Source organism: Stanieria cyanosphaera PCC 7437 (assembly GCF_000317575.1).
GTDB classification, from domain to species: Bacteria; Cyanobacteriota; Cyanobacteriia; order Cyanobacteriales; family Xenococcaceae; genus Stanieria; species Stanieria cyanosphaera.
In genome coordinates, this window is record NC_019748.1 from 1,664,790 (window position 1) to 1,683,574 (window position 18,785).

Here is an 18,785-nt window from a genome sequence, read left to right on the forward strand (position 1 = left end):
CTCAATCAAAATTAATACCAAGCTGATTTAAATTACATTAAGATTTCAAAATCTTTGTAAACCAATGTCTAAAGCGATCGCCTAAAGCAGTTAAAGAATATTCTGACTCTGCTTGTTGACGACAATTAAAACGATTAATTTGCGCTAAAGAATTAATTGCCTTAACCAAACCTGAAACGCTATCTGGTTCAACCAAAAAACCAGTCATACCATCTTGAATAATTTCTGTAGGACCTCCTCTAGCATAAGCAATTACAGGTACACCACAAGCTAAAGCTTCAATTGCCACATTACCAAAAGCTTCTACCCAACGGGGAGTCATTAGTAAAGCGCGACTTTTGCTCATTGCTTGCTGCAAATGTTGAGTAGATAAAAAACCACCATATTCAATCGGTGCATCCTGAAAATCTTGACAAATTCTATTCCAGTAATCTTGATCTTGTATTTTGCCGAAAATTTTCAGAGGAATTCCTGTAATTTTAGCTGCTGCTACAGCATCTTCTAAAGCTTTTTCTGGAGCAATTCTACCCAACCATACCAGACTATTTTCTGGTTGAGGACAAAATTGATATAAAGATAAATCAATACCGCTACCTAAAATTTCACATTGATCGGCAAAAGAAAAAGTATTCGCTTGCGACTTAGTATAAACACCAATCGTACCAGGATATTGTTGAGCTATTTGTGCCATAATGCGATCCAAAGCATCAGTCAAAGAACCCATACTGATAAAATGAGCGATAGGGCAATCAAACCAAGGCGTAAGATAAAAAGGTAACCAATCAAAAGCAAAATTAACAATCAAATCGTAATTACTTTGCACCTGACGCGCATAACCCCATATATTTGCCAAGACAGAATTATCTGGTAAGATAATCGGGACATCTCGACTTTGAGTTTGAACCGCAACTTGTAGATTACCTGGTATCTCAGTAACAGAAATTCCTTGCAACTTTGAACCAACAGGAGCAACTACTTCAATTCGATTGCCTCGTTGTTGTAATTCCTGGGCAACATTTTGGACAGTTAATTCTACACCTCCCCCTTGTCCAGTACCCAATGCCCCGACAGGGGTTGATAAAAATAATAACCTCAACATAAATCACTACATTCGATTGGTCGAATCTTTATTATCCTGCATTGCCGTCATTTCCCAAGGAACTTGAGGCATTTGATTCAACTGTTGCAATGCCCACTTAGCTGTTTCTTGAACTTGAGCATCAGAATCTTCCACCGCTTGAGATAAACGTTTAGTAACTTGAGACATCAGATCGTAGACTCTAGTTAAATCTCGAATCGCATTTTGTCTAACTTGAGAATTTTCATCTTCCAGAGATAACATCAAAGCTTGATTCATTGGTTTGAGAGTACGACTAGCAATTTGAGTCATCGCCTCCAAAATAAGACTTCTCTCTTGAGAATCAACATTAATCATTAACTCTACTAAAGGTTTCATAGCTCGAGAATCAGCCCTTTGAGCTAGTTCCCAGATTGTTTTACGGCGGATAGAGCGATCGCTTGTGTTTAAATCTTCAATTAATTCAGGAACAATATCTAATTTAGAAATACTACTACTGGGAGAAACCAACATCGCCGATGATGATTCAACTTGATTTAAATTGCCATTAGTAGAAGCTATGATCGGACTGGATTCAACCTTAGGATTAACTTGAGATTGAGCAGCAGGAATTTCAACAACTGTATTTTGAGGAGGTGTATTAGAAGTTAAATTCTCTTCAGTTGACTCTTGTGGAGGTGTAGTACCCTTTTTTAATAATAAAAATAATACTCCCGCACCAACCAGCGCCGTAATAATTAATCCTGCAATCATTAATAATAAATTACGACCATTAGTTGATGGTTTTTGAGTTGATTGAGCATTAGCAGCTAAATACTGCTTCATATTACCAATTGCTGTCAGCGCATAAACCGAATCTGGTTTAATTTGTTGTGCCTTTTCAAAATTAACCAAAGCAACTTGATAGTTTTGATTTCGGTCTGCTGTATAACCAGCTTGCATATAACGATCAAAAGCATAACTAGTAATATTAATAATAGCTCTCTCAGCGAAAGAATCTTGAGGACGGATAACTAAAGCTTTCTGAAAATGAACCAAAGCAGCTAAATAATCTCGATTTTTATCCGCTTCGTAACCTGCTGCCATGTATTCTTCGTACTGTAAATTTTGTGCTGTTACAGAAGCTTTTTTGTTATGAAGATCCGATTCTACTTGAGCTAACTTCAAAGAATAAGAATTTTCTTCAAAGACAGCAGCTAGACAGTAACCATTACCAGAAACTAAACCAAAGCAAGTAACACTAAGCGCAAACCAAAAAGAAAAGCGATTGTTTAGCATATCAGGTTTTTATCTCATCCTCATTTCTTGCTTACCTGTCTGTTTTAGCCAATTTGATCGCAATAGGCTAGTTTATTTTTCTGAATTAATTAGATCTTTAATGATACGCTTTGCTGAGGATGAAAAGTTTTGGTTTAAAGTATAGTTTTAATTATTCTTCTAAAATGATTTCTGGTTTAGATTGATTAAGATTGAGAGCTAATGGTGGTTGAACCAATTGAGAATCTATTTCAGTAGCTGAATCATTTTCAGTATTAATACAGTGATCAGATTTAAACAACCATTGCGCTAATTTTTCTCGTTGATTAATTAAATAAATACTAATTAAAGTTAAACAAACTCCTACAGTTTGTAGCGGACTAAGAACTTCTGAAAGTAAAAGATTACCAAACAATAAGGCAAACACTGGAGTCAAAAAAGTTAAAGCACTAAGACTAGTTAAATTTCCTAAAGATGCTAAATAAAAAAACAAACCATAAGCGATCGCACTACCAAAAATTGTTGCATAACCCAAACAAAGCCAGTTTTGCCAATCCAGATGAATCCATTGTTCTGATTCGTACCACCAAGAAAAACCAAATAAAGGAATTCCTGCTAAAATCATGTGCCAACCTGTAGCGACTACTGGATCGACATGACGACTGACAAAGGGGATTAGCACCGTTCCGACTGCCATTGATAAAGAAGCTAATAGCATCAGCCATTCGCCATTATCAAATAAAGTTTGCCAACTCCAATCAACAGCAACTAATTCGCCGTGAAATAAACTGTAAATCCAGTCATCAGGGATACCAATTGCACTAATGCCCAAGATGCCAATAGATAATCCTAACCAACCCCAAACATTAATAACCTCCCCAAACAGAAATTTGGATAACAAAGCTACTGCTAAAGGTTGAGAATCAATCATCACCGAACCCAAACCCGCCGATGTCCTGACTAACCCTTCCGCTAAAAAGCCCTGAAACATTACTCCATCTACTAAAGCAAATAGCGCAATCCACCACCATCCTCGGGCAGAAACTGTTAAACGACGATGAGTAATTGCTGCTGTTGCCAGAACTAATAACCCAGCAGGAAACAATCTCACTCCTGCCATAAATAACGGAGTTGTCTGCGGAATTACTCCTTTCATCGCTACCATTGCTGTCCCCCAGAGGAAAAAAGGAGCAATTAGGATTACAGTAGTCCAAGGAAAGGTAGTTTTTTTAAAGCTGAGTTCCATTGAGTTAATTAGGAGGGCTGATTAATTTACTTAATTTTAATCAAATTTATACTTTTGTTAAGCTAAATTAAACAGCAAAAATTAAATTTTGTTGCTTAATCCTAAATCAAGCTTGAAGAAAAGCCAATGGTTGCTGAACTGCATAACCCAATTGGTAGACTTTTCAGCAATGCCATTAGGCAAACTAAAATTAAAACTGTACCCTAGGTAACAATCCCCTTAAAAGTTGACAGTTCATGGTCTGGCCATTCAAAAAGAAAACAAAAAAACAAGTAGCTAAAATCGAAATTACAGGAGCGATCGCTGGAGACACTCGCAAACGAGTCCTCAAAGCTTTCAAAACTGTTGAAGAAAAAAAATTTCCTGCCCTACTGTTACGAATTGATTCCCCTGGCGGAACGGTAGGCGATTCTCAAGAAATTTATTCTGCACTACAACGCTTGCAAGAAGATAAAAATGTCAAGGTAGTTGCTAGTTTTGGTAATATCTCTGCCTCTGGTGGTGTTTATATTGGGGTTGGTGCAAAACACATTGTTGCTAACCCAGGCACAATTACTGGTAGTATTGGCGTAATTTTACGAGGTAACAATTTAGAACGACTTCTCGATAAGATTGGTGTTTCCTTTAAAGTAGTCAAATCAGGTCCTTATAAAGATATCCTCGCCTTTGACCGCCAATTAACCCCTGCCGAAGAACAAATCTTACAAGAATTAATTGATATCAGTTATCAACAATTTGTTAAGACAGTAGCAGAAGGACGAAATTTAGAAGTAGAAAAAGTAAAGACTTTTGCCGATGGAAGAGTATTCACAGGAGAACAGGCGTTAGCATTGGGTATGGTTGACCGCTTGGGGACAGAAGAAGATGCCCTGCGTTGGGCTGCCGAACTAGCAGGACTCGATCCGGATAAAACCGAATGCTACACCATCGAAGAACCAAAACCTTTAATCAATCGTTTTTTACCAGGTAGAGGTCAAACTAAATCTAGTATAGGAACTGCCATAGATTGGGTAGAATTTGAACTGGTTACTTCTGGTCAACCATTATGGTTATATCGACCATAAAACCAAGAACTCAATCAGATTAGCGGAGGAAAAAACTGTGGAATGGAAAGTGCAAGGCATTCGTGGGGCAACCACTGTTACAGAAAATAGTCTTGATGCGATCGCAGAAGCTGTAACAGAACTTTTAAATGAAATTGAAGCACATAATCAATTTAATCCTCAAGATGTCGTCTGCGTCTTTTTTACTGCCACTCGCGATTTAGATGCGATTTTCCCCGCAGCAGTAGCCAGAAATCGACCGGGATGGGACAATATCCCCCTTTTAGATTTGCAACAAATGCACGTCGCTGGCAGTTTGCCTTTCTGTATTCGAGTTTTAATTCAAGTAAATACTCCTCATCCGCAATCAGCAATGGTTCACTGCTATTTGAGAAATGCTCGAAATCTCCGCCCCGACTTAAGTATTTCTCAAATTAATAAATCCATTTCTTCTTCTATAGAATCTTATCGGTAACTAATCTTAAGATCAGAGTATTAATAATTCATGAATTATTTTGTATAACAGGTTAACAGACTTGATGTGAGGAAAATATTTAAGCTCAAGCAAACAATTAGGATTGGGATTTTTTTAAGCACAGTTTTATCTTTAACAATTGTGTTTCCAGTTAGAACATCGACGGAAACAGAAAAAATGAACCAAAGTTTAGTTCAAATCATTCCTAACCATAGTCAAGTAGAACAGATAGCTACAGGATTTCAATTCACAGAAGGTCCTTTATGGCATCCTGAGGGCTATCTTTTATTTAGTGATATTCCTGCTAACACAATCTATCAATGGCAACCCAATAGCAAAGCTAAAATCTTTCGTCGTCCTTCTGGTAAAGCTAATGGTAATACTTTTGATCTTAAAGGAAGATTAATTTCTGCTGAACATGAAAACCGCCGTGTCTCCAGAACAGAAACAGACGGAAAAATAGTTACTTTAGTAGATAACTATCAAGGCAAAAAGTTAAATAGTCCTAACGATCTAATAGTTAAATCCGACGGCAGTATTTACTTTACCGACCCACCCTATGGAATTCAACCAATACAAGAAGAATTAGGATTTTATGGAGTTTATCGCCTCTCTCCAGAGGGACAATTAACTTTACTGGTAGATGATTTTACTCGTCCTAATGGAATTGCTTTATCCCCCGATCAAACTAAATTGTATGTTAACGATTCAGAAGTAGGACATATTCGTGTTTTTGATTTACAATCAGACGGAAGTTTAACTAACGGCCGAGTTTTTGCTCAATTAAAAGACCCAAATCAAGAAGGCGTACCTGATGGTATGAAGGTTGATACCCAAGGTAATGTTTATAGTACAGGACCAGGCGGAGTGTGGATATTTTCTTCTGAAGGAGAATTATTAGAGGTGATTTCAGTACCAGAAGTAACCACCAATTTAGCCTGGGGCGGTCAAAATAATCAAACTCTTTATATTACTGCTAATACCAGTGTTTACCGAATTCGTTTACAAATACCAGGATTATTAAAGACAAAATAAAGCTGAATTTTATTCACTGTGATTACGAAAAATATACTTTTCTGCCTTTTTACTTTTGTAGAGAATATGTTACTTTGATCCTTCGCACTCACTCAGGACAATTCGCGCTTTTTACAAGATAAACGGGATGTTTGAAAGCCAACGAGCTTTAGCCGTTGGATGAAAAACGACTCGGCTCTTTTAAGAGCCTTGAAATTATGCTCTTATTGTTTACGTAGTTGGTCGATTACGTAAGATGTTTGTTCTAGAATACAAGCTTAGAGGTAAAGAATCTCAATATCGAGCTATAGACGAAGCCATTCGTACAGTTCAATTCGTGCGGAATAAGTGTCTTCGTTATTGGGAAGACAACAAGGGCATAGGGCAAAAGGATATTTATCGGTACACAACAGTACTCAGGAATGAATTTGATTTTGTCAAAGACCTTAACTCTACTGCTTGTCAACAAGCTTGCGAACGTACTTGGACTTCTATTCTTAAGTTTTATACTAACTGCAAGAACAATATTTCTGGCAAGAAAGGCTATCCCAAATATTCAAAACGTACTCGTTCAGTTGAATTTAAAAAGTCAGGGTGGAAACTAAATCGAGATGCCAAAAGAATTGCTTTCACTGATGGTAAAAACATTGGTGAATTTAAGCTTGTTGGTAGTCGAGATTTGCTTTATTTCCAAGATTGGCAAATTCAAAGAGTACGAATAGTTAGAAGAGCAGATGGCTATTTCGTTCAGTTAATGCTTAGGCTCGACCCTAGGGATATTACGCCACAGCTAGAACCCACTAAAAAATGTGTAGCAATAGATGTTGGCTTGAAATATTTCTATTGTGATAGTAACAATGAGACAGTTCAATGTCCTAAATACTATAGAAAAGCCGAAAAACGATTAAACAAACTGAACAAAAGAAAGAGCAGAAAGTTTAAAAAGAACCAAAAACAGTCCAATAACTATATTAAAGCTAGGAAAAAATACGCCAAGGCTCATTTAAAAATAAGTAGACAGCGAGAAGAGTTTGCGCGCATGAAAGCACTCCGTTTAATACAGTCAAACGACTTAATTGCCTATGAAGATTTAAAGGTTAAAAATCTTGTGCGGAATAAAAAACTAGCGTCTAGTATCAATGATGCTGCATGGTCACAACTAAGAAAGTGGATTGAGTACTTTGGATTGAAGTATGGCAGGTTAACTATTGCCGTACCTCCGCAGTACACCACATCTGACTGTCCTGGGTGCGGTAAAAGAGTTAAAAAATCTCTTTCAACTCGTACTCATGTATGTGATTGCGGTATACCCGTACTAGACCGTGATTATGCAGCTTCGTTGAACATATTAAAGAAAGCTACGATAGGGCATATCGGAAGTTGGTCTAATGAGATATTAGACCTAAACGCTTGGGGAGATTCGACCTCTATGTTGGTTGGTAGTAATACCTGCCAAGGTAAGTTGAGTCAGTGAACCAAGAATCCCACGAATTTTATTCGTGCGGAGTGTCAATTTCCTCACTTTCACCTCTACGGAAAAACTGCTTCAGAATTTCCCCTGGTTTACGATCCCAAGTGTCAATATGTTCGTAGATCAATCCTTCCTCGGTTAGCTTATAAGTGGAATAACCATTGAAGAAGATACTAGCTTGCCAAGGTACACGCAAAGTACCACGCACAGTCCAATTGGCTAAAATTGTATCTACAGCAGTTTGTTTAATATCGTGTAAATCAAAGTAGAGTGAAGTGAAAAAGAGCTTGCCGTGAAATCTTAATGTCCAAAAGATAATTCGATAGTTGAGCTTGCCTTTAAAAGTATTAACTGGGTCTTGAAAATAGATATCTTGAGTATAAATATCGTAGGATAAATCAGTCTCAAATAGAGTTGGTAGTTCGGTTTGAAGAGTCTTAATTACATTCTCTATTTGTTTAGTATAGGCTAGCTCGTTCAACTTCCCCTCCTGGTTCAATATTTTTATCACTATTCTCTTATTTTGCTAGCTTATCTAGTTCTGCTAGGATAGTGTCTAACTCGGCGTTGCTATCTACAAAAGAAAACAGATGTCGAAAAGTGATACGACCTTCGCTATTAATCACAAATTGAGCAGGTAAAGGTGCGCCAAGAGCTTGTCCTACTCCATAACGACGAAATGTATGGCAATCTGGATCGAACAAGAAAGGATAAGGTAAGCTGAGTTGTTCAACAACCTGCTGACTTTGTACTAAGTCTGTACTAGAAATCATTAGTAATTCTGCTCCTTTGTCCCTAATCTTTTGATAGCCTGTTTTTAAATCTTGGATGTGGGGATAGCAAAAAGGGCAAAATAGTTTTTCTGTGAAAATACGAGTAAATGCTAATACTACAGGTTGTTTACTTTGATAATCTGAAAGCTTAACATTATCCTCACTTCCGATCCTTGGCAAACTAAAATCTGGCGCAGTTGAACCAACTGCTGGTACTTGCAAAGGAGGTAAAGGAATAAAATTAGCAGCGAAACGGCGGTTGAATAGTCCTGTATTTTCAGTCACTATCAAAAAAGTTAATTACTTCCTACTGTTCATCTTACTTATAGCAGTTCTTACTTCTATAAGATACATCCGTTCAATCCAGGTTTTTGTTGAGACCTACGGTAGTGCGCTTCGCTTATGTTGATGATTCATCCCTCATAATTAGTAATTGGTCACTGATAATGATGTACCTTACCAATATTAGAAACGCCTTATTTTTAGAACTATTAAGGCGGTCGTCTTCGGCGCCAGCAAAGCTGTCCGCATTTTGTCTTGCTGAAGGCGAAACCGCACTTAAAAAAATCTTAGTTACCCAATCTGTTAATAAGCAAAGCTAGCGAATAAGGTTTTTCCGCTACTGACATCAAAAATAAATAAACGTTTCAAATCCAATTGTACAGTAACGCGATCGCCTTGTTTTCCTTGCCAATCAGCAGCAACTAAAAAATCAAGGTTGATATTCGTGTCAAGTAATTTACTTTTAACTAAAATTTCTCTGCCCAAAGGTTCAACTATGTTAATTTCTACCGTTATAGTATAGTAACCCTTCTGATTTAATTCTGATGTTGCTAGTTGAATATCTTCTGGGCGAATACCTAGATCGAAATTTTGCCCTTGAATTGGATGTAATCGCTGTTCAATCTCTGAGTTGATTGGTAAAAACTGATTATTAATGACAAAACTGCCGTTGAGATAAGTTACAGGTAAAATATTCATCGGTGGATTACCTAAAAATGTTGCTACCATACGATTAGCTGGTTGAGCATAAATGGTTTGAGGATTACCAATTTGCTGTATGTTGCCGTCTTTTAACACTACAATACGGTCTGCTAAAGTCATTGCTTCAGTTTGGTCGTGGGTAACATAAATAGTTGTGATTCCTACTTGATGATGAAGTTGTTTTAATTCCGTTCTAGTATCATCTCGCAATTGAGCATCTAAATTAGATAAAGGTTCATCAAGTAAAAATACTTGTGGAACTCTAGCGATCGCTCTGCCCAAAGCTACTCGTTGTTGTTGTCCACCGGAAAGTTGTTTGGGTTTACGTTTTAGAAGATGTTCGATATTAAGCGATCGCGCTACGGTTTGGACTTTCTGATTAATTTCTGCTTTTGCTTCGCGACGCATCCGCAAACCAAAAGCTAAATTTTCTGCTACCGTCAGATGGGGATATAAAGCATAGTTTTGAAAAACCATTGCCACATCTCGTTGACGAGCAGGAATGTGGTTAACTAAAGTATTGCCAATATAAATCTCACCTTCTGTTATTGATTCTAACCCAGCAATTGCTCTTAAAATTGTTGATTTTCCACATCCTGAAGGTCCAACTAAGACCCAAAATTCTCCATTAGGAATTTCTAAAGTAATATTTTCTATCGCTGTGACATTGCCAAATTTACGAGCGATATTTTGTAGTTTAACTTTTGCCATAGATAGCTATCTTGCAGATGATCTCAAGTTTTAAAACTATTCCACATAATTTCATCTTTGAGAAAAATATCTCAAATTAGAACCACAATTTTGTTTTGGAATATCAATTTTATTTTAATTATGCGATCGCCAAAGAAATAGATTTTATTTGATTCACTCTATGGCGGATTGAGTTGGGTTGCTAAAACAGAATCGAGCCACTGTTGCCAATTATATCTCTATTTACAGAATTTATCCTGGTTGTTGTTACTACTGAGGCGTCAATTTTCGAGTCATTACTTCTGTAAATCGAATGATTCTCTTCTTTTAGTTAAATTTACTTTTGCCTATCTTTTGAGAGATGAACAAAAATAAGATTTGCGTTCCAATAAATTAAAGATTAGTTAAATTGATCAAGTTGAAAATTCAATAATTAATTTCGCTAACTCAGCCCAATTTAAAATAAATAATTGCTCTTTAAATCAAAAAATAATTAAAACGTATTTAATGCTCAAAATCAGGAGTAAAAAGCAATGACTAAATCTCAATCTTCACAATCAGTGAAATATACATGGGGAAAATTTGATAATCAAACCGCAGCAAGAACGACAAAAACTAAAATTGAACAAGCGGGAATTGCCCCAGAACAAGTTACTTTAGAAACTGAAAATTTTCAGCTTCCTTTGCAATTGCAAAATACTCAGATAGCTAAAAGTGTCAAAGGTGGTGCGATCGCAGGAACAGTTTTAGGTGCTGTAATTGGTTTATATATTAGTTTAGTTGTGACTGATTTTCCTAGACTTGGTTTTGCTGTTTTTAATGATTTTAATTCGGTCTACTTTTTTGCTCCTTTGCTTGGTAGTGGAGTTGGAGCATTAACAATTGGTTTAATTGCTGCTTTAAGTGGTGGCAATGTACCCAAACCCGATGTAGATCTTACAACAAGTAATCAATCAGTTGTATATTTGGTAGCAGTAAAAGGAACAGCAGCCGAAATAAACCAAGCTCAAGAAATTATTCGCCAACAAGGAGGGACAGTTGAAGAAGAAGACAGAAATTCTACTGCAAAATAATAAAAGTATCAGAAAATTGATTAATTGTTAACGGTATTGATTTAAAATTTTCTTGGCTATTAACCCTTAGGCTAATGTGCATTGTCCCAACTGGATATTTTACTTTTCCTTCCACCTCCTGCCTTTTCTCAACCAGTAAATTCAATCCGTGACAGCTTAACTATCAACAATTAACAAAAATTATCGAACAGTGAATTTTCCCCATCAATCAACTTAAATTAATATTTTTCTTTAGCGAGGACAAATACATTTCCTTCATTTCCTCTGCCAATTCGCATATCTTCATCCAAATAAGTAATATCAAGCCAACCGTTTTGCTCGCGATTTTCAATCCCAAAATCTAGGGCAGGAAACTTTTTACCTGATTCTAATTGCTGAATAAATTGACTAGGAGAATTGTAGGCAAAGAAACGCTGTAAACCGATAACTGAACGTTCAAAAATAACATTCACACGGCGTTCGGAAACAGGTTCAAACCTAGCTGCGACACTAACAATACCTTCTAAAAATGGCAAGCCAATAATTTCAGCAATATTGTAAACTTTGGCTTCAGCAGTGCGGATACATTGATAAATTTGTCCTAATTTGAATAAAGGGAAACGGTCTAAACCCAGTATTCCTTTACTGGTTGTATATAATAAACGCCAGTTCCCTTCCAATAAATCTTTAGCTTCCACAGGTTTAGGGGTTGGGTTACAGTCTTCTAACTGCTGAATGGCTGAGAGAACTCTGACATTATCAATTTCAGTTGCTAACAAACCACGATTTTTTCCTGCGATCGCTTCTAGTAATTGTGCTTTTTTGCTCATGACTCCTAATTTTAGCTTTAGCAATCTCTCATTTCTTGATTACTTTAAACATTGTATAAATTCTTCAGAGTCTCTTCGCCAAAACCTGGGAGAAAATTTTAATTAATTTTCAATTAGAGGTAAAAATTACTTAGTTTTTTTTAGATAAATAATTAGATACCCAACTAACCGAACCCGAACCTCCAAAGGCATTTTTTGAGACAGGATTCATTGCTTGTATTTTTTGCTCATCAGAAGATTCACTAGGAGATTTTTCTCCAATTGCCTTCGTTATTTCGATGCCATTTTCTTCTAAAACTACTCTAGGAGTAGAAAGATTATCTAATAAGATGCGTTTGACTAAAATTTTCCCATTAGATAAATATTGACCAACATTAACATAACGACTGTTGGCTTCTTCGGGTGCTTGGACGATTAGTTTGGTAGTACCACCTAGTTCAACTAAACCGCTCACAATTACATTTTGGGCTAAACTTTCTACTGGTTGATTTTCTAAAGAATCAATTGTGGGAGTTGATTCAATATTGCTAGGATTAGGTTTAAGAGTTTTTGAGTCTGGTAATAAAGTTTTACTGCCTTCAGTTTCTTTAAGCTTTATTTCTGGTTTGATTGCAATTAGGGCAAAAGGATCTTGTCTACCTCTAATACTGCCACTAACACGTACATCAGGATTGGTAGCAGGAATTAAACCATTAATGCCAACTTTATCAGAATCGTCTGAATTAGCTGATTCGGTTGCGGTTGATTCATTATTATTAGCTGTTTCTGATTGGGAATTATTAGCTGAAGAATTAGATGGGTTATTTGATGCGTTATCTTCTCCACTTTTTGAACCAAACAAAGAACAACTTTCTAGAGAAACAGCTAAAATTCCTAATAATACAAATAGGGAAATTTTATTCATTTTCACTCCTCAAAAACTTGAGTAACTTTTGGTGATTAGTCGTGGGTTGTTTTTTTCAATGACTAATAATCAATTTTTTATTTTGGTCGACTCTAAGATAACAGTTGAATTGAACAATCATCCAGATGTGTTTTTTTCCTTCAATGCCAACTCCTGATTTTAATAATTCTCTGATGAATAATTCTTCAAGCTTTCAACTTACTGTTACCCAAAAAACACAATTAATTGCTTTAGCTAAAGATACAATGCTTAAAGCTTATGCACCTTATTCTCAATTTCGCGTTGGAGCAGCTATATTAACCGAGCAAGGTAATATTTTTACTGGTTGTAATGTTGAAAATGTTTCCTACGGATTAACTATTTGCGCGGAAAGAAATGCGATCGCAGGTGCGGTTGCTAGTGAAGGAGGCAATGAATTTAAACTTAAGGCGATCGCAATTGTTAATGATCGAGGGATTCCTTGTTCTCCTTGTGGTGCTTGTCGTCAGGTTATTTTAGAGTTTGGTAAAGATGCGGTAGTAATTTTTCAGGGAGAAAATTCTTACCAAAGTACAACAGCTACTCAACTTTTACCGACAGGATTTTCTTTTTGAAACGATCATTACGGTTTCTAAATCTATCTGAAAGCTATATCCTATATAGATTGAGTTAAATTAACAGCAAGTCAATTTTAGTCTCCAATGAAACCATATCTCGCTGCTGCTATTCAAATGACTAGTAAACCCGATCTAGAAAAAAATCTAATCGAGGCTGAAGAACTAATTGAACTAGCTGTGCGTAAAGGCGCAGAATTAGTAGGATTACCAGAAAATTTTGCTTTTTTAGGTCAAGAAGCTGATAAACTAGCTCAAGCAACTGTCATAGCTCAAAGAACTGAGAAATTCCTCAAAACTATGGCACAAAGGTTTCAAATTACCATTTTAGGTGGTGGGTTTCCTGTTCCAGTAGTAGAAGATGCTTCTAAAGCTTATAATACTGCTCTGTTAGTTAACCCTAGTGGACAAGAACAAGTCCGCTATCAAAAAATCCATCTGTTTGATGTTGATGTACCTGATGGTAATACCTATCGTGAGTCTAGTACGGTAATGGCAGGTGTTAATTTGCCTTCTATTTATCATTCTGAAGATTTGGGAAACATTGGTATATCTATTTGTTATGATGTCCGTTTTCCTGAACTATATCGCCATTTATCGAATAAAGGGGCAGATATTTTATTTATTCCCGCAGCTTTTACTGCTTTTACTGGCAAAGATCACTGGCAGGTATTGTTACAAGCTAGAGCGATCGAAAATACTTGTTATGTGATTGCACCTGCTCAAACTGGTAACCATTATGAGCGACGTTATACTCATGGTCATGCTATGATTATCGATCCATGGGGTGTTATTTTAGCTGATGCAGGTCATCAACCAGGAGTAGCGATCGCAGAAATAAATCCTGAAAGATTACAACAGGTACGCCAGCAAATGCCTTCTTTACAACATCGAGTATTTGTTTAATCAAAAGTTGAGGATGTAGGTAGTAGAAAATGATAATGAGTTGTCAATAGTTTCAATTTTGGGAGCTAAATACTTAACTATAAATGTTATTTTTATTACCTACTAACTCAATTATTATTTATATTTTTTTTGTTTTTTATTACTTTTGATGTCTTACTTTCGTGAGATGTTGTGATGGCATGAAACAATCAATAATAAATAGAAGTTAAGAATTAGAGTATAAGCCCATGCTAACTCAACCAATAGTTTCTTTAAGACAAAAAATAGAACAACTTGCCGATAAAGCATTCCATCAGCATCTGATCTCAGGCTATGGGGATGGAGAAAATATTAATGAGTATCAACTTGTTATTCATGGCAAACCTAGACACTATTCTTTAGAATATACCTATTCATTTCTAAAATATCTTTTAGAAGAGCAAAATAATTAATTGGTTTTGTGTTTGGTTAATCTTGATTAGTAAGCAATTGTTATGAGCAAAATTATCAACCACAATTGTTCGCAAAACATCGATAATAAACTAATGGTAATTTTACGCTGATTTCAATATATGCTTTCTCAATGGGATTGTTTGTTAAAAAATCTAGGGGAATGGCAAGGTTCATTTACTCGTCTGTCACCGCAGGGAGAAGAAACAGAAGACACGCCGACAATAGTTACTTTGGAAGGAAAAAATAATAATAAAACGGTTCATCAAGTTGTCCGTTATCTTCCTGCTAACGAACCGCCCCGCGATCTAGTTTTAGAATATAGTAGTCTTAATACTACTATTTTGTTTTTTGAAAATGGGGCTTTTTCCCAAGGGTCAATGCAGTGGGCCCCCTATAGTAATTTTGGTGGTGAATTTGGTCTAATTGAAAGCGATCGCCGTTTGCGAATGGTTCAGCTTTATAATACATCTAGTCAATTGGACCGCGTGGTTTTAATTAGAGAAAAACTACCTAACAGCAATACTCCCGAAAGACCACCCTTAACAATCGAACAGTTGTTAGGACAATGGCAAGGAGAAGCGGTGACAATGTATCGCGATCTCAGAAATCCTGATACTTTTACTACTCATTTAAAAATAGAACAACAGGATAGTAGTCACATTAGCCAACAATTATCTTTTAATAATCAAACAGTTACTTCTCAAGCAAGAATTGAAAATTCTCGACTTCTATTTGAATCAGGTAGTTTACCTATTCAAATTTTGATGTTATCTGATGGTGCATCTTGTAACTGTCCGTTGGAAATTAAATCAGGTCATAATTTTGTTTTAGAGATGGGATGGTTATTAGAACCGAATCTACGCCAAAGAATTATTCGCAGCTATAACGACAAAGGCAATTGGGTTAATTGTACTTTAGTTACAGAAAAAAAAATTTGATAGTTCAAAAGAATTAAAAGCAACAATTAACAGGTTGTTTGAAAAGTATAGAATGTCATTCTGAGGTGAAGTAGCATTTTAGGATTTTGATAGTAAATTAAGATTTTTAAATCTACTTTGTTTCTTTAAAAATGATATTTTATGCCTTTGTTCAACTTTTCAGATGTCTTCTAAGCTCGACTTTATCCATTGTGAGAGAAAAGTGAGGTCGAACAACGATACAGTATTTTTGAGTGTATCGTTAGGCTCGAAGCATGAGTTTTAATTTACCCGTTGAAATTATTAGTATTCTTTTACCTTTTGCTGGTCTGTTTTCTAAAAAGGTTTGGAACTACGTTCAAATCATGTTAATTGGTGCGATTTTAGCCACAGGAAAAAGAACTGTAACTTCAATATTAGAAGTGATGGGATTGTCTGCTGAGTCTAACTTCCAGAATTATCATCGGGTATTAAATCGTGCAGTTTGGTCAAACCTTCAAGCAAGCAAAATACTACTAACAACCTTAGTCATGACATTTATTCCTTGTGGCATAGTTGTCTGTGGAATAGACGATACGATAGAACGTCGAAAAGGCAAGAAAATAAAAGCTAAAGGTATTTATCGCGACCCAGTCAGGTCAAGTCATAGTCACTTTGTTAAGGTTAGTGGTTTACGTTGGTTGTCAATGATGTTGCTTGTGGAAATCCCTTGGGCAAAAAAGGTTTGGGGATTACCGTTTTTTACAACACTAGCTCCGTCTGAGCGTTATCATCAGCAATTACAACATCGACACAAAAAACTAACTGATTGGGCAAGACAGATGATTTTTCAAGTTAGACGATGGCTTTGGAATCGAGAACTGGTAGTAGTGGCAGATAGTAGTTTTACCTGTCTAGAATTACTTTCCTCAGTGAGCCAAACTACTTCTACTTCAATGATTACCCGTTTACGCTTGGATGCTGCTCTTTATGAACCTGCTCCATCAAGACCTACAGGTACTATGGGTCGTCCTCGTCTTAAAGGAACAAGATTGCCTAACTTGGAACAAATTCTCATTGATGCTGATACACAATGGTCAAAAATTACACTATCTAATTGGTATGGAGAAGCAAATCGCCCAGTTGAAATGTCAACTGGGGTAGCTGTCTGGTATCATACTGGACTACCTGTTGTGCCAATTCGCTGGGTTTTAGTCCGCGACCCTTTAGATAAATTTAGACCACAAGCTCTGTTGTGTACCAATCAAAGATATCAATCTCAACAGATTCTTGAATGGTTTTCGCGTCGTTGGCAAATAGAAGTAACTTTTGAAGAAGCTAGAAGACACTTGGGTATGGAAACTCAACGTCAGTGGTCAGATTTAGCAATTGCACGCACCACCCCTCTTATTTTAGGACTTTTTTCTCTAGTTACTCTTTTGGCTCATCGTTTACAAGCCAATTTTACTTGGACTACTAGACAAAAAAGTTGGTATGTTAAATCTCTACCTACTTTTTCTGATGCCTTAGCTTTAGTACGCCGATTTCTGTGGGCTAGCACTTTTTCGATATCATCTAAACCTACTGACATCATAAAAGTCCCTCGTTCTTTATTCAATCGTTTGAGAGATCTGGCTATTTATGCTGCTTGATTGGATAAAGTCGAGCTAAGTATTTGAGCAAATCAATTAGTATAGAGCGCGTTATAATAAGGCTATTGCGCATTTTATTTTATTTACGCATTTTAATCGCTCAAATGCTTGCAGTAAAGCTTTTATACAAAAAGATTGAAGCATCAACAGCTTAATCAATAGGCTGCATTGAGTTTAATTGTACATTGAAATCATTAAAATAAACTAATCAATCATGAAATCATTTGTACAGGGACTATTCAATCGATTAGGATTGAAAGTAATCAAGTATACTCCCTCACCTTATGAACATTTAGAAAAACAGCCTAGATACCAGAAAAACAAAGTAAAATTACTTGGGCATGATTTTAAGATTGCCGATTCATTTTCTTTTTTTCATAGTTATCGAGAAATATTCATCGATCAAATATACAAATTTGACTCTCAATCAGAAGCACCAGTAATAGTTGATTGTGGCGCAAATTGTGGAACAAGCGTTTTATATTTCAAAGCAATCTATCCCAAAGCCAATATTATTGCAATAGAAGCTGACCCTAATATCTTTAATATTTTAGAGTCGAATGTTAGCTCCGCTAACTGTGAAGATGTTACTTTATTGAATAAAGCTGTTTCCAAGGAAACTGGAACAATTGATTTTTTTAGTGAAGGTGCTGATGGAGGTAGAATACATCCTCTAGAAGACTCTCAAGCAAAGTTTGAAGTGGAATGTATCAAACTTGATAAGTTGCTCGAAAAGCCTGTGGATTTTCTTAAAATTGATATAGAAGGTGCTGAAACAGAAGTTATTTGTGATGCCAATAAACTGGATAATGTTGCACAACTTTTTATTGAATATCATTCTTTTAAAGATACAGAACAAACACTAGGAAAGATTTTAGAGAAGTTATCTGATTCTGGTTTTAGATATTACATCCATACACAATTTTGCCCTCAAAACCCTTTATTAGAAGAAAGTTTACAGCTTGGTATGGATTTGCAGTTAAATATTTACGCTAATAAAATAGCTTAAATTCATTAGTTATCGAAAATTTAGCTTGAAATTCCGTCCTAAAAGGACGGATTTATTTTTCTTATTCGATTAATCTTCTGAACGCATAAATTGAATAGTTGGTATTAAGGGATCTTCAACTAAAGCTATTCCTTGATAACCCCATCTTTGAAGTAGTCCTTTTAATTGATTGGCAGATGCAGATTCTACCATCAAGCGATCGCGTAAATTTTGACCATGAGTATTAAGATAACTCAGAGCATCATAATCTTCTTTGAATAACAATATATAAGTAGCTTCTGGTCGATCTTCATCTTCCTGTAAGCGAGCTACTAAATATTTACCCTTTTTTTTCGATATAACAACAAAGCCAGATTGCATAAGCTTTTACCTATTTAATATTCTAATTGTTTCTCGCTAGTTTCTCATTTTTCCTTTTAAACAACGATTTTATAGGCGTTTTAAGCAGTCATTCTGGTACTACAGGCAACAAAGGGAATA

At 36.0% G+C, this 18,785-nt stretch carries 20 protein-coding genes; 11 read left to right on the top strand and 9 right to left on the bottom strand.

Going from position 1 to position 18,785, the window contains the following annotated elements; genetic code table 11:
- Positions 1 to 37: 37 nt before the first annotated feature.
- The 3 genes from STA7437_RS07230 to STA7437_RS07240 form a co-directional block, all read right to left on the bottom strand.
- Positions 38 to 1,099: a glycosyltransferase family 4 protein gene (locus tag STA7437_RS07230; protein WP_015192723.1), complete on the bottom strand. Its 1,062-nt coding sequence runs from the start codon at positions 1,097 to 1,099 to the stop codon at positions 38 to 40.
- 6 nt (positions 1,100 to 1,105) lie between these two features.
- Positions 1,106 to 2,356 (bottom strand): HEAT repeat domain-containing protein, encoded by a 1,251-nt coding sequence (locus STA7437_RS07235; RefSeq protein WP_015192724.1) that lies wholly within the window; start codon positions 2,354 to 2,356, stop codon positions 1,106 to 1,108.
- A gap of 151 nt (positions 2,357 to 2,507) precedes the next feature.
- Positions 2,508 to 3,581 carry a DMT family transporter gene (locus STA7437_RS07240; RefSeq protein ID WP_015192725.1) on the bottom strand — a complete coding sequence of 358 codons (1,074 nt, stop codon included), beginning with the start codon at positions 3,579 to 3,581 and terminating at the stop codon, positions 2,508 to 2,510.
- 236 nt (positions 3,582 to 3,817) lie between these two features.
- Between STA7437_RS07240 and sppA the strand changes: the two genes are divergently transcribed.
- From sppA to STA7437_RS07260, 4 genes are all read left to right on the top strand, one after another.
- Positions 3,818 to 4,645 (top strand): signal peptide peptidase SppA, encoded by an 828-nt coding sequence (gene sppA, locus STA7437_RS07245; protein ID WP_015192726.1) that lies wholly within the window; start codon positions 3,818 to 3,820, stop codon positions 4,643 to 4,645.
- A 37-nt stretch (positions 4,646 to 4,682) separates the two neighbouring features.
- Complete coding sequence (gene aroH, locus STA7437_RS07250; protein ID WP_015192727.1) at positions 4,683 to 5,099, top strand: chorismate mutase; 417 nt, start codon at positions 4,683 to 4,685, stop codon at positions 5,097 to 5,099.
- Between the two features lie 177 nt (positions 5,100 to 5,276).
- On the top strand, positions 5,277 to 6,134 hold the full coding sequence (locus STA7437_RS07255) for an SMP-30/gluconolactonase/LRE family protein (RefSeq protein WP_015192728.1): 858 nt from the start codon (positions 5,277 to 5,279) through the stop codon (positions 6,132 to 6,134).
- 235 nt (positions 6,135 to 6,369) lie between these two features.
- Positions 6,370 to 7,587 carry an RNA-guided endonuclease InsQ/TnpB family protein gene (locus STA7437_RS07260; protein WP_015192729.1) on the top strand — a complete coding sequence of 406 codons (1,218 nt, stop codon included), beginning with the start codon at positions 6,370 to 6,372 and terminating at the stop codon, positions 7,585 to 7,587.
- 19 nt (positions 7,588 to 7,606) lie between these two features.
- Here the strand turns inward: STA7437_RS07260 and STA7437_RS07265 are convergent, their stop codons facing one another.
- The 3 genes from STA7437_RS07265 to STA7437_RS07275 form a co-directional block, all read right to left on the bottom strand.
- On the bottom strand, positions 7,607 to 8,065 hold the full coding sequence (locus STA7437_RS07265) for a DUF2358 domain-containing protein (protein WP_015192730.1): 459 nt from the start codon (positions 8,063 to 8,065) through the stop codon (positions 7,607 to 7,609).
- 37 nt (positions 8,066 to 8,102) lie between these two features.
- A complete protein-coding gene (locus STA7437_RS07270; RefSeq protein WP_015192731.1) occupies positions 8,103 to 8,642 on the bottom strand; it encodes a peroxiredoxin family protein in 540 nt (179 codons plus the stop codon).
- 300 nt (positions 8,643 to 8,942) lie between these two features.
- Positions 8,943 to 10,052 carry an ABC transporter ATP-binding protein gene (locus tag STA7437_RS07275; RefSeq protein ID WP_015192732.1) on the bottom strand — a complete coding sequence of 370 codons (1,110 nt, stop codon included), beginning with the start codon at positions 10,050 to 10,052 and terminating at the stop codon, positions 8,943 to 8,945.
- A 512-nt stretch (positions 10,053 to 10,564) separates the two neighbouring features.
- Between STA7437_RS07275 and STA7437_RS07280 the strand changes: the two genes are divergently transcribed.
- On the top strand, positions 10,565 to 11,104 hold the full coding sequence (locus STA7437_RS07280; protein WP_015192733.1) for a hypothetical protein: 540 nt from the start codon (positions 10,565 to 10,567) through the stop codon (positions 11,102 to 11,104).
- Positions 11,105 to 11,322: 218 nt separating this feature from the next.
- On the opposite strand, the gene STA7437_RS07285 is transcribed toward STA7437_RS07280, so the two are convergent.
- Together STA7437_RS07285 and STA7437_RS07290 are read right to left on the bottom strand one after the other, a co-directional pair.
- Complete coding sequence (locus STA7437_RS07285; RefSeq protein ID WP_015192734.1) at positions 11,323 to 11,913, bottom strand: PAP/fibrillin family protein; 591 nt, start codon at positions 11,911 to 11,913, stop codon at positions 11,323 to 11,325.
- A gap of 130 nt (positions 11,914 to 12,043) precedes the next feature.
- Positions 12,044 to 12,817: a hypothetical protein gene (locus tag STA7437_RS07290; RefSeq protein WP_015192735.1), complete on the bottom strand. Its 774-nt coding sequence runs from the start codon at positions 12,815 to 12,817 to the stop codon at positions 12,044 to 12,046.
- A gap of 125 nt (positions 12,818 to 12,942) precedes the next feature.
- Here STA7437_RS07290 and STA7437_RS07295 point away from each other — a divergent pair, with 125 nt between their 5' ends.
- The 6 genes from STA7437_RS07295 to STA7437_RS07320 all read left to right on the top strand — a co-directional run bounded on the left by STA7437_RS07295 (position 12,943) and on the right by STA7437_RS07320 (position 18,305).
- Positions 12,943 to 13,410: a cytidine deaminase gene (locus tag STA7437_RS07295; RefSeq protein ID WP_245562083.1), complete on the top strand. Its 468-nt coding sequence runs from the start codon at positions 12,943 to 12,945 to the stop codon at positions 13,408 to 13,410.
- Between the two features lie 87 nt (positions 13,411 to 13,497).
- Entirely contained in the window at positions 13,498 to 14,316 is an 819-nt protein-coding gene (locus STA7437_RS07300) for a carbon-nitrogen hydrolase family protein (protein WP_015192737.1), read from the top strand.
- 227 nt (positions 14,317 to 14,543) lie between these two features.
- Complete coding sequence (locus STA7437_RS07305) at positions 14,544 to 14,747, top strand: hypothetical protein (protein ID WP_015192738.1); 204 nt, start codon at positions 14,544 to 14,546, stop codon at positions 14,745 to 14,747.
- A gap of 120 nt (positions 14,748 to 14,867) precedes the next feature.
- A complete protein-coding gene (locus STA7437_RS07310) occupies positions 14,868 to 15,686 on the top strand; it encodes a DUF3598 family protein (RefSeq protein WP_015192739.1) in 819 nt (272 codons plus the stop codon).
- A 254-nt stretch (positions 15,687 to 15,940) separates the two neighbouring features.
- Positions 15,941 to 17,296, top strand: coding sequence for an IS701 family transposase (locus tag STA7437_RS07315; protein ID WP_015191746.1), 1,356 nt, complete (start codon positions 15,941 to 15,943; stop codon positions 17,294 to 17,296).
- 214 nt (positions 17,297 to 17,510) lie between these two features.
- The gene (locus tag STA7437_RS07320) at positions 17,511 to 18,305 is read left to right on the top strand and encodes an FkbM family methyltransferase (protein WP_015192740.1); all 795 of its coding nucleotides are present in this window, start codon (positions 17,511 to 17,513) and stop codon (positions 18,303 to 18,305) included.
- A gap of 69 nt (positions 18,306 to 18,374) precedes the next feature.
- Here the strand turns inward: STA7437_RS07320 and STA7437_RS07325 are convergent, their stop codons facing one another.
- Entirely contained in the window at positions 18,375 to 18,665 is a 291-nt protein-coding gene (locus STA7437_RS07325) for a hypothetical protein (protein ID WP_015192741.1), read from the bottom strand.
- Between the last annotated feature and the right edge of the window lie 120 nt (positions 18,666 to 18,785).

Bases quoted from the DNA above. Each gene is read 5' to 3' on its own strand.
- STA7437_RS07230 (WP_015192723.1), bottom strand. From the start codon at position 1,099: ATGTTGAGGTTATTATTTTTATCAACCCCTGTCGGGGCATTGGGTACT.
- STA7437_RS07235 (WP_015192724.1), bottom strand. From the start codon at position 2,356: ATGCTAAACAATCGCTTTTCTTTTTGGTTTGCGCTTAGTGTTACTTGC.
- STA7437_RS07240 (WP_015192725.1), bottom strand. From the start codon at position 3,581: ATGGAACTCAGCTTTAAAAAAACTACCTTTCCTTGGACTACTGTAATC.
- sppA (WP_015192726.1), top strand. From the start codon at position 3,818: ATGGTCTGGCCATTCAAAAAGAAAACAAAAAAACAAGTAGCTAAAATC.
- STA7437_RS07255 (WP_015192728.1), top strand. From the start codon at position 5,277: ATGAACCAAAGTTTAGTTCAAATCATTCCTAACCATAGTCAAGTAGAA.
- STA7437_RS07260 (WP_015192729.1), top strand. From the start codon at position 6,370: ATGTTTGTTCTAGAATACAAGCTTAGAGGTAAAGAATCTCAATATCGA.
- STA7437_RS07275 (WP_015192732.1), bottom strand. From the start codon at position 10,052: ATGGCAAAAGTTAAACTACAAAATATCGCTCGTAAATTTGGCAATGTC.
- STA7437_RS07280 (WP_015192733.1), top strand. From the start codon at position 10,565: ATGACTAAATCTCAATCTTCACAATCAGTGAAATATACATGGGGAAAA.
- STA7437_RS07285 (WP_015192734.1), bottom strand. From the start codon at position 11,913: ATGAGCAAAAAAGCACAATTACTAGAAGCGATCGCAGGAAAAAATCGT.
- STA7437_RS07290 (WP_015192735.1), bottom strand. From the start codon at position 12,817: ATGAATAAAATTTCCCTATTTGTATTATTAGGAATTTTAGCTGTTTCT.
- STA7437_RS07295 (WP_245562083.1), top strand. From the start codon at position 12,943: ATGTGTTTTTTTCCTTCAATGCCAACTCCTGATTTTAATAATTCTCTG.
- STA7437_RS07300 (WP_015192737.1), top strand. From the start codon at position 13,498: ATGAAACCATATCTCGCTGCTGCTATTCAAATGACTAGTAAACCCGAT.
- STA7437_RS07305 (WP_015192738.1), top strand. From the start codon at position 14,544: ATGCTAACTCAACCAATAGTTTCTTTAAGACAAAAAATAGAACAACTT.
- STA7437_RS07310 (WP_015192739.1), top strand. From the start codon at position 14,868: ATGCTTTCTCAATGGGATTGTTTGTTAAAAAATCTAGGGGAATGGCAA.
- STA7437_RS07315 (WP_015191746.1), top strand. From the start codon at position 15,941: ATGAGTTTTAATTTACCCGTTGAAATTATTAGTATTCTTTTACCTTTT.
- STA7437_RS07320 (WP_015192740.1), top strand. From the start codon at position 17,511: ATGAAATCATTTGTACAGGGACTATTCAATCGATTAGGATTGAAAGTA.
- STA7437_RS07325 (WP_015192741.1), bottom strand. From the start codon at position 18,665: ATGCAATCTGGCTTTGTTGTTATATCGAAAAAAAAGGGTAAATATTTA.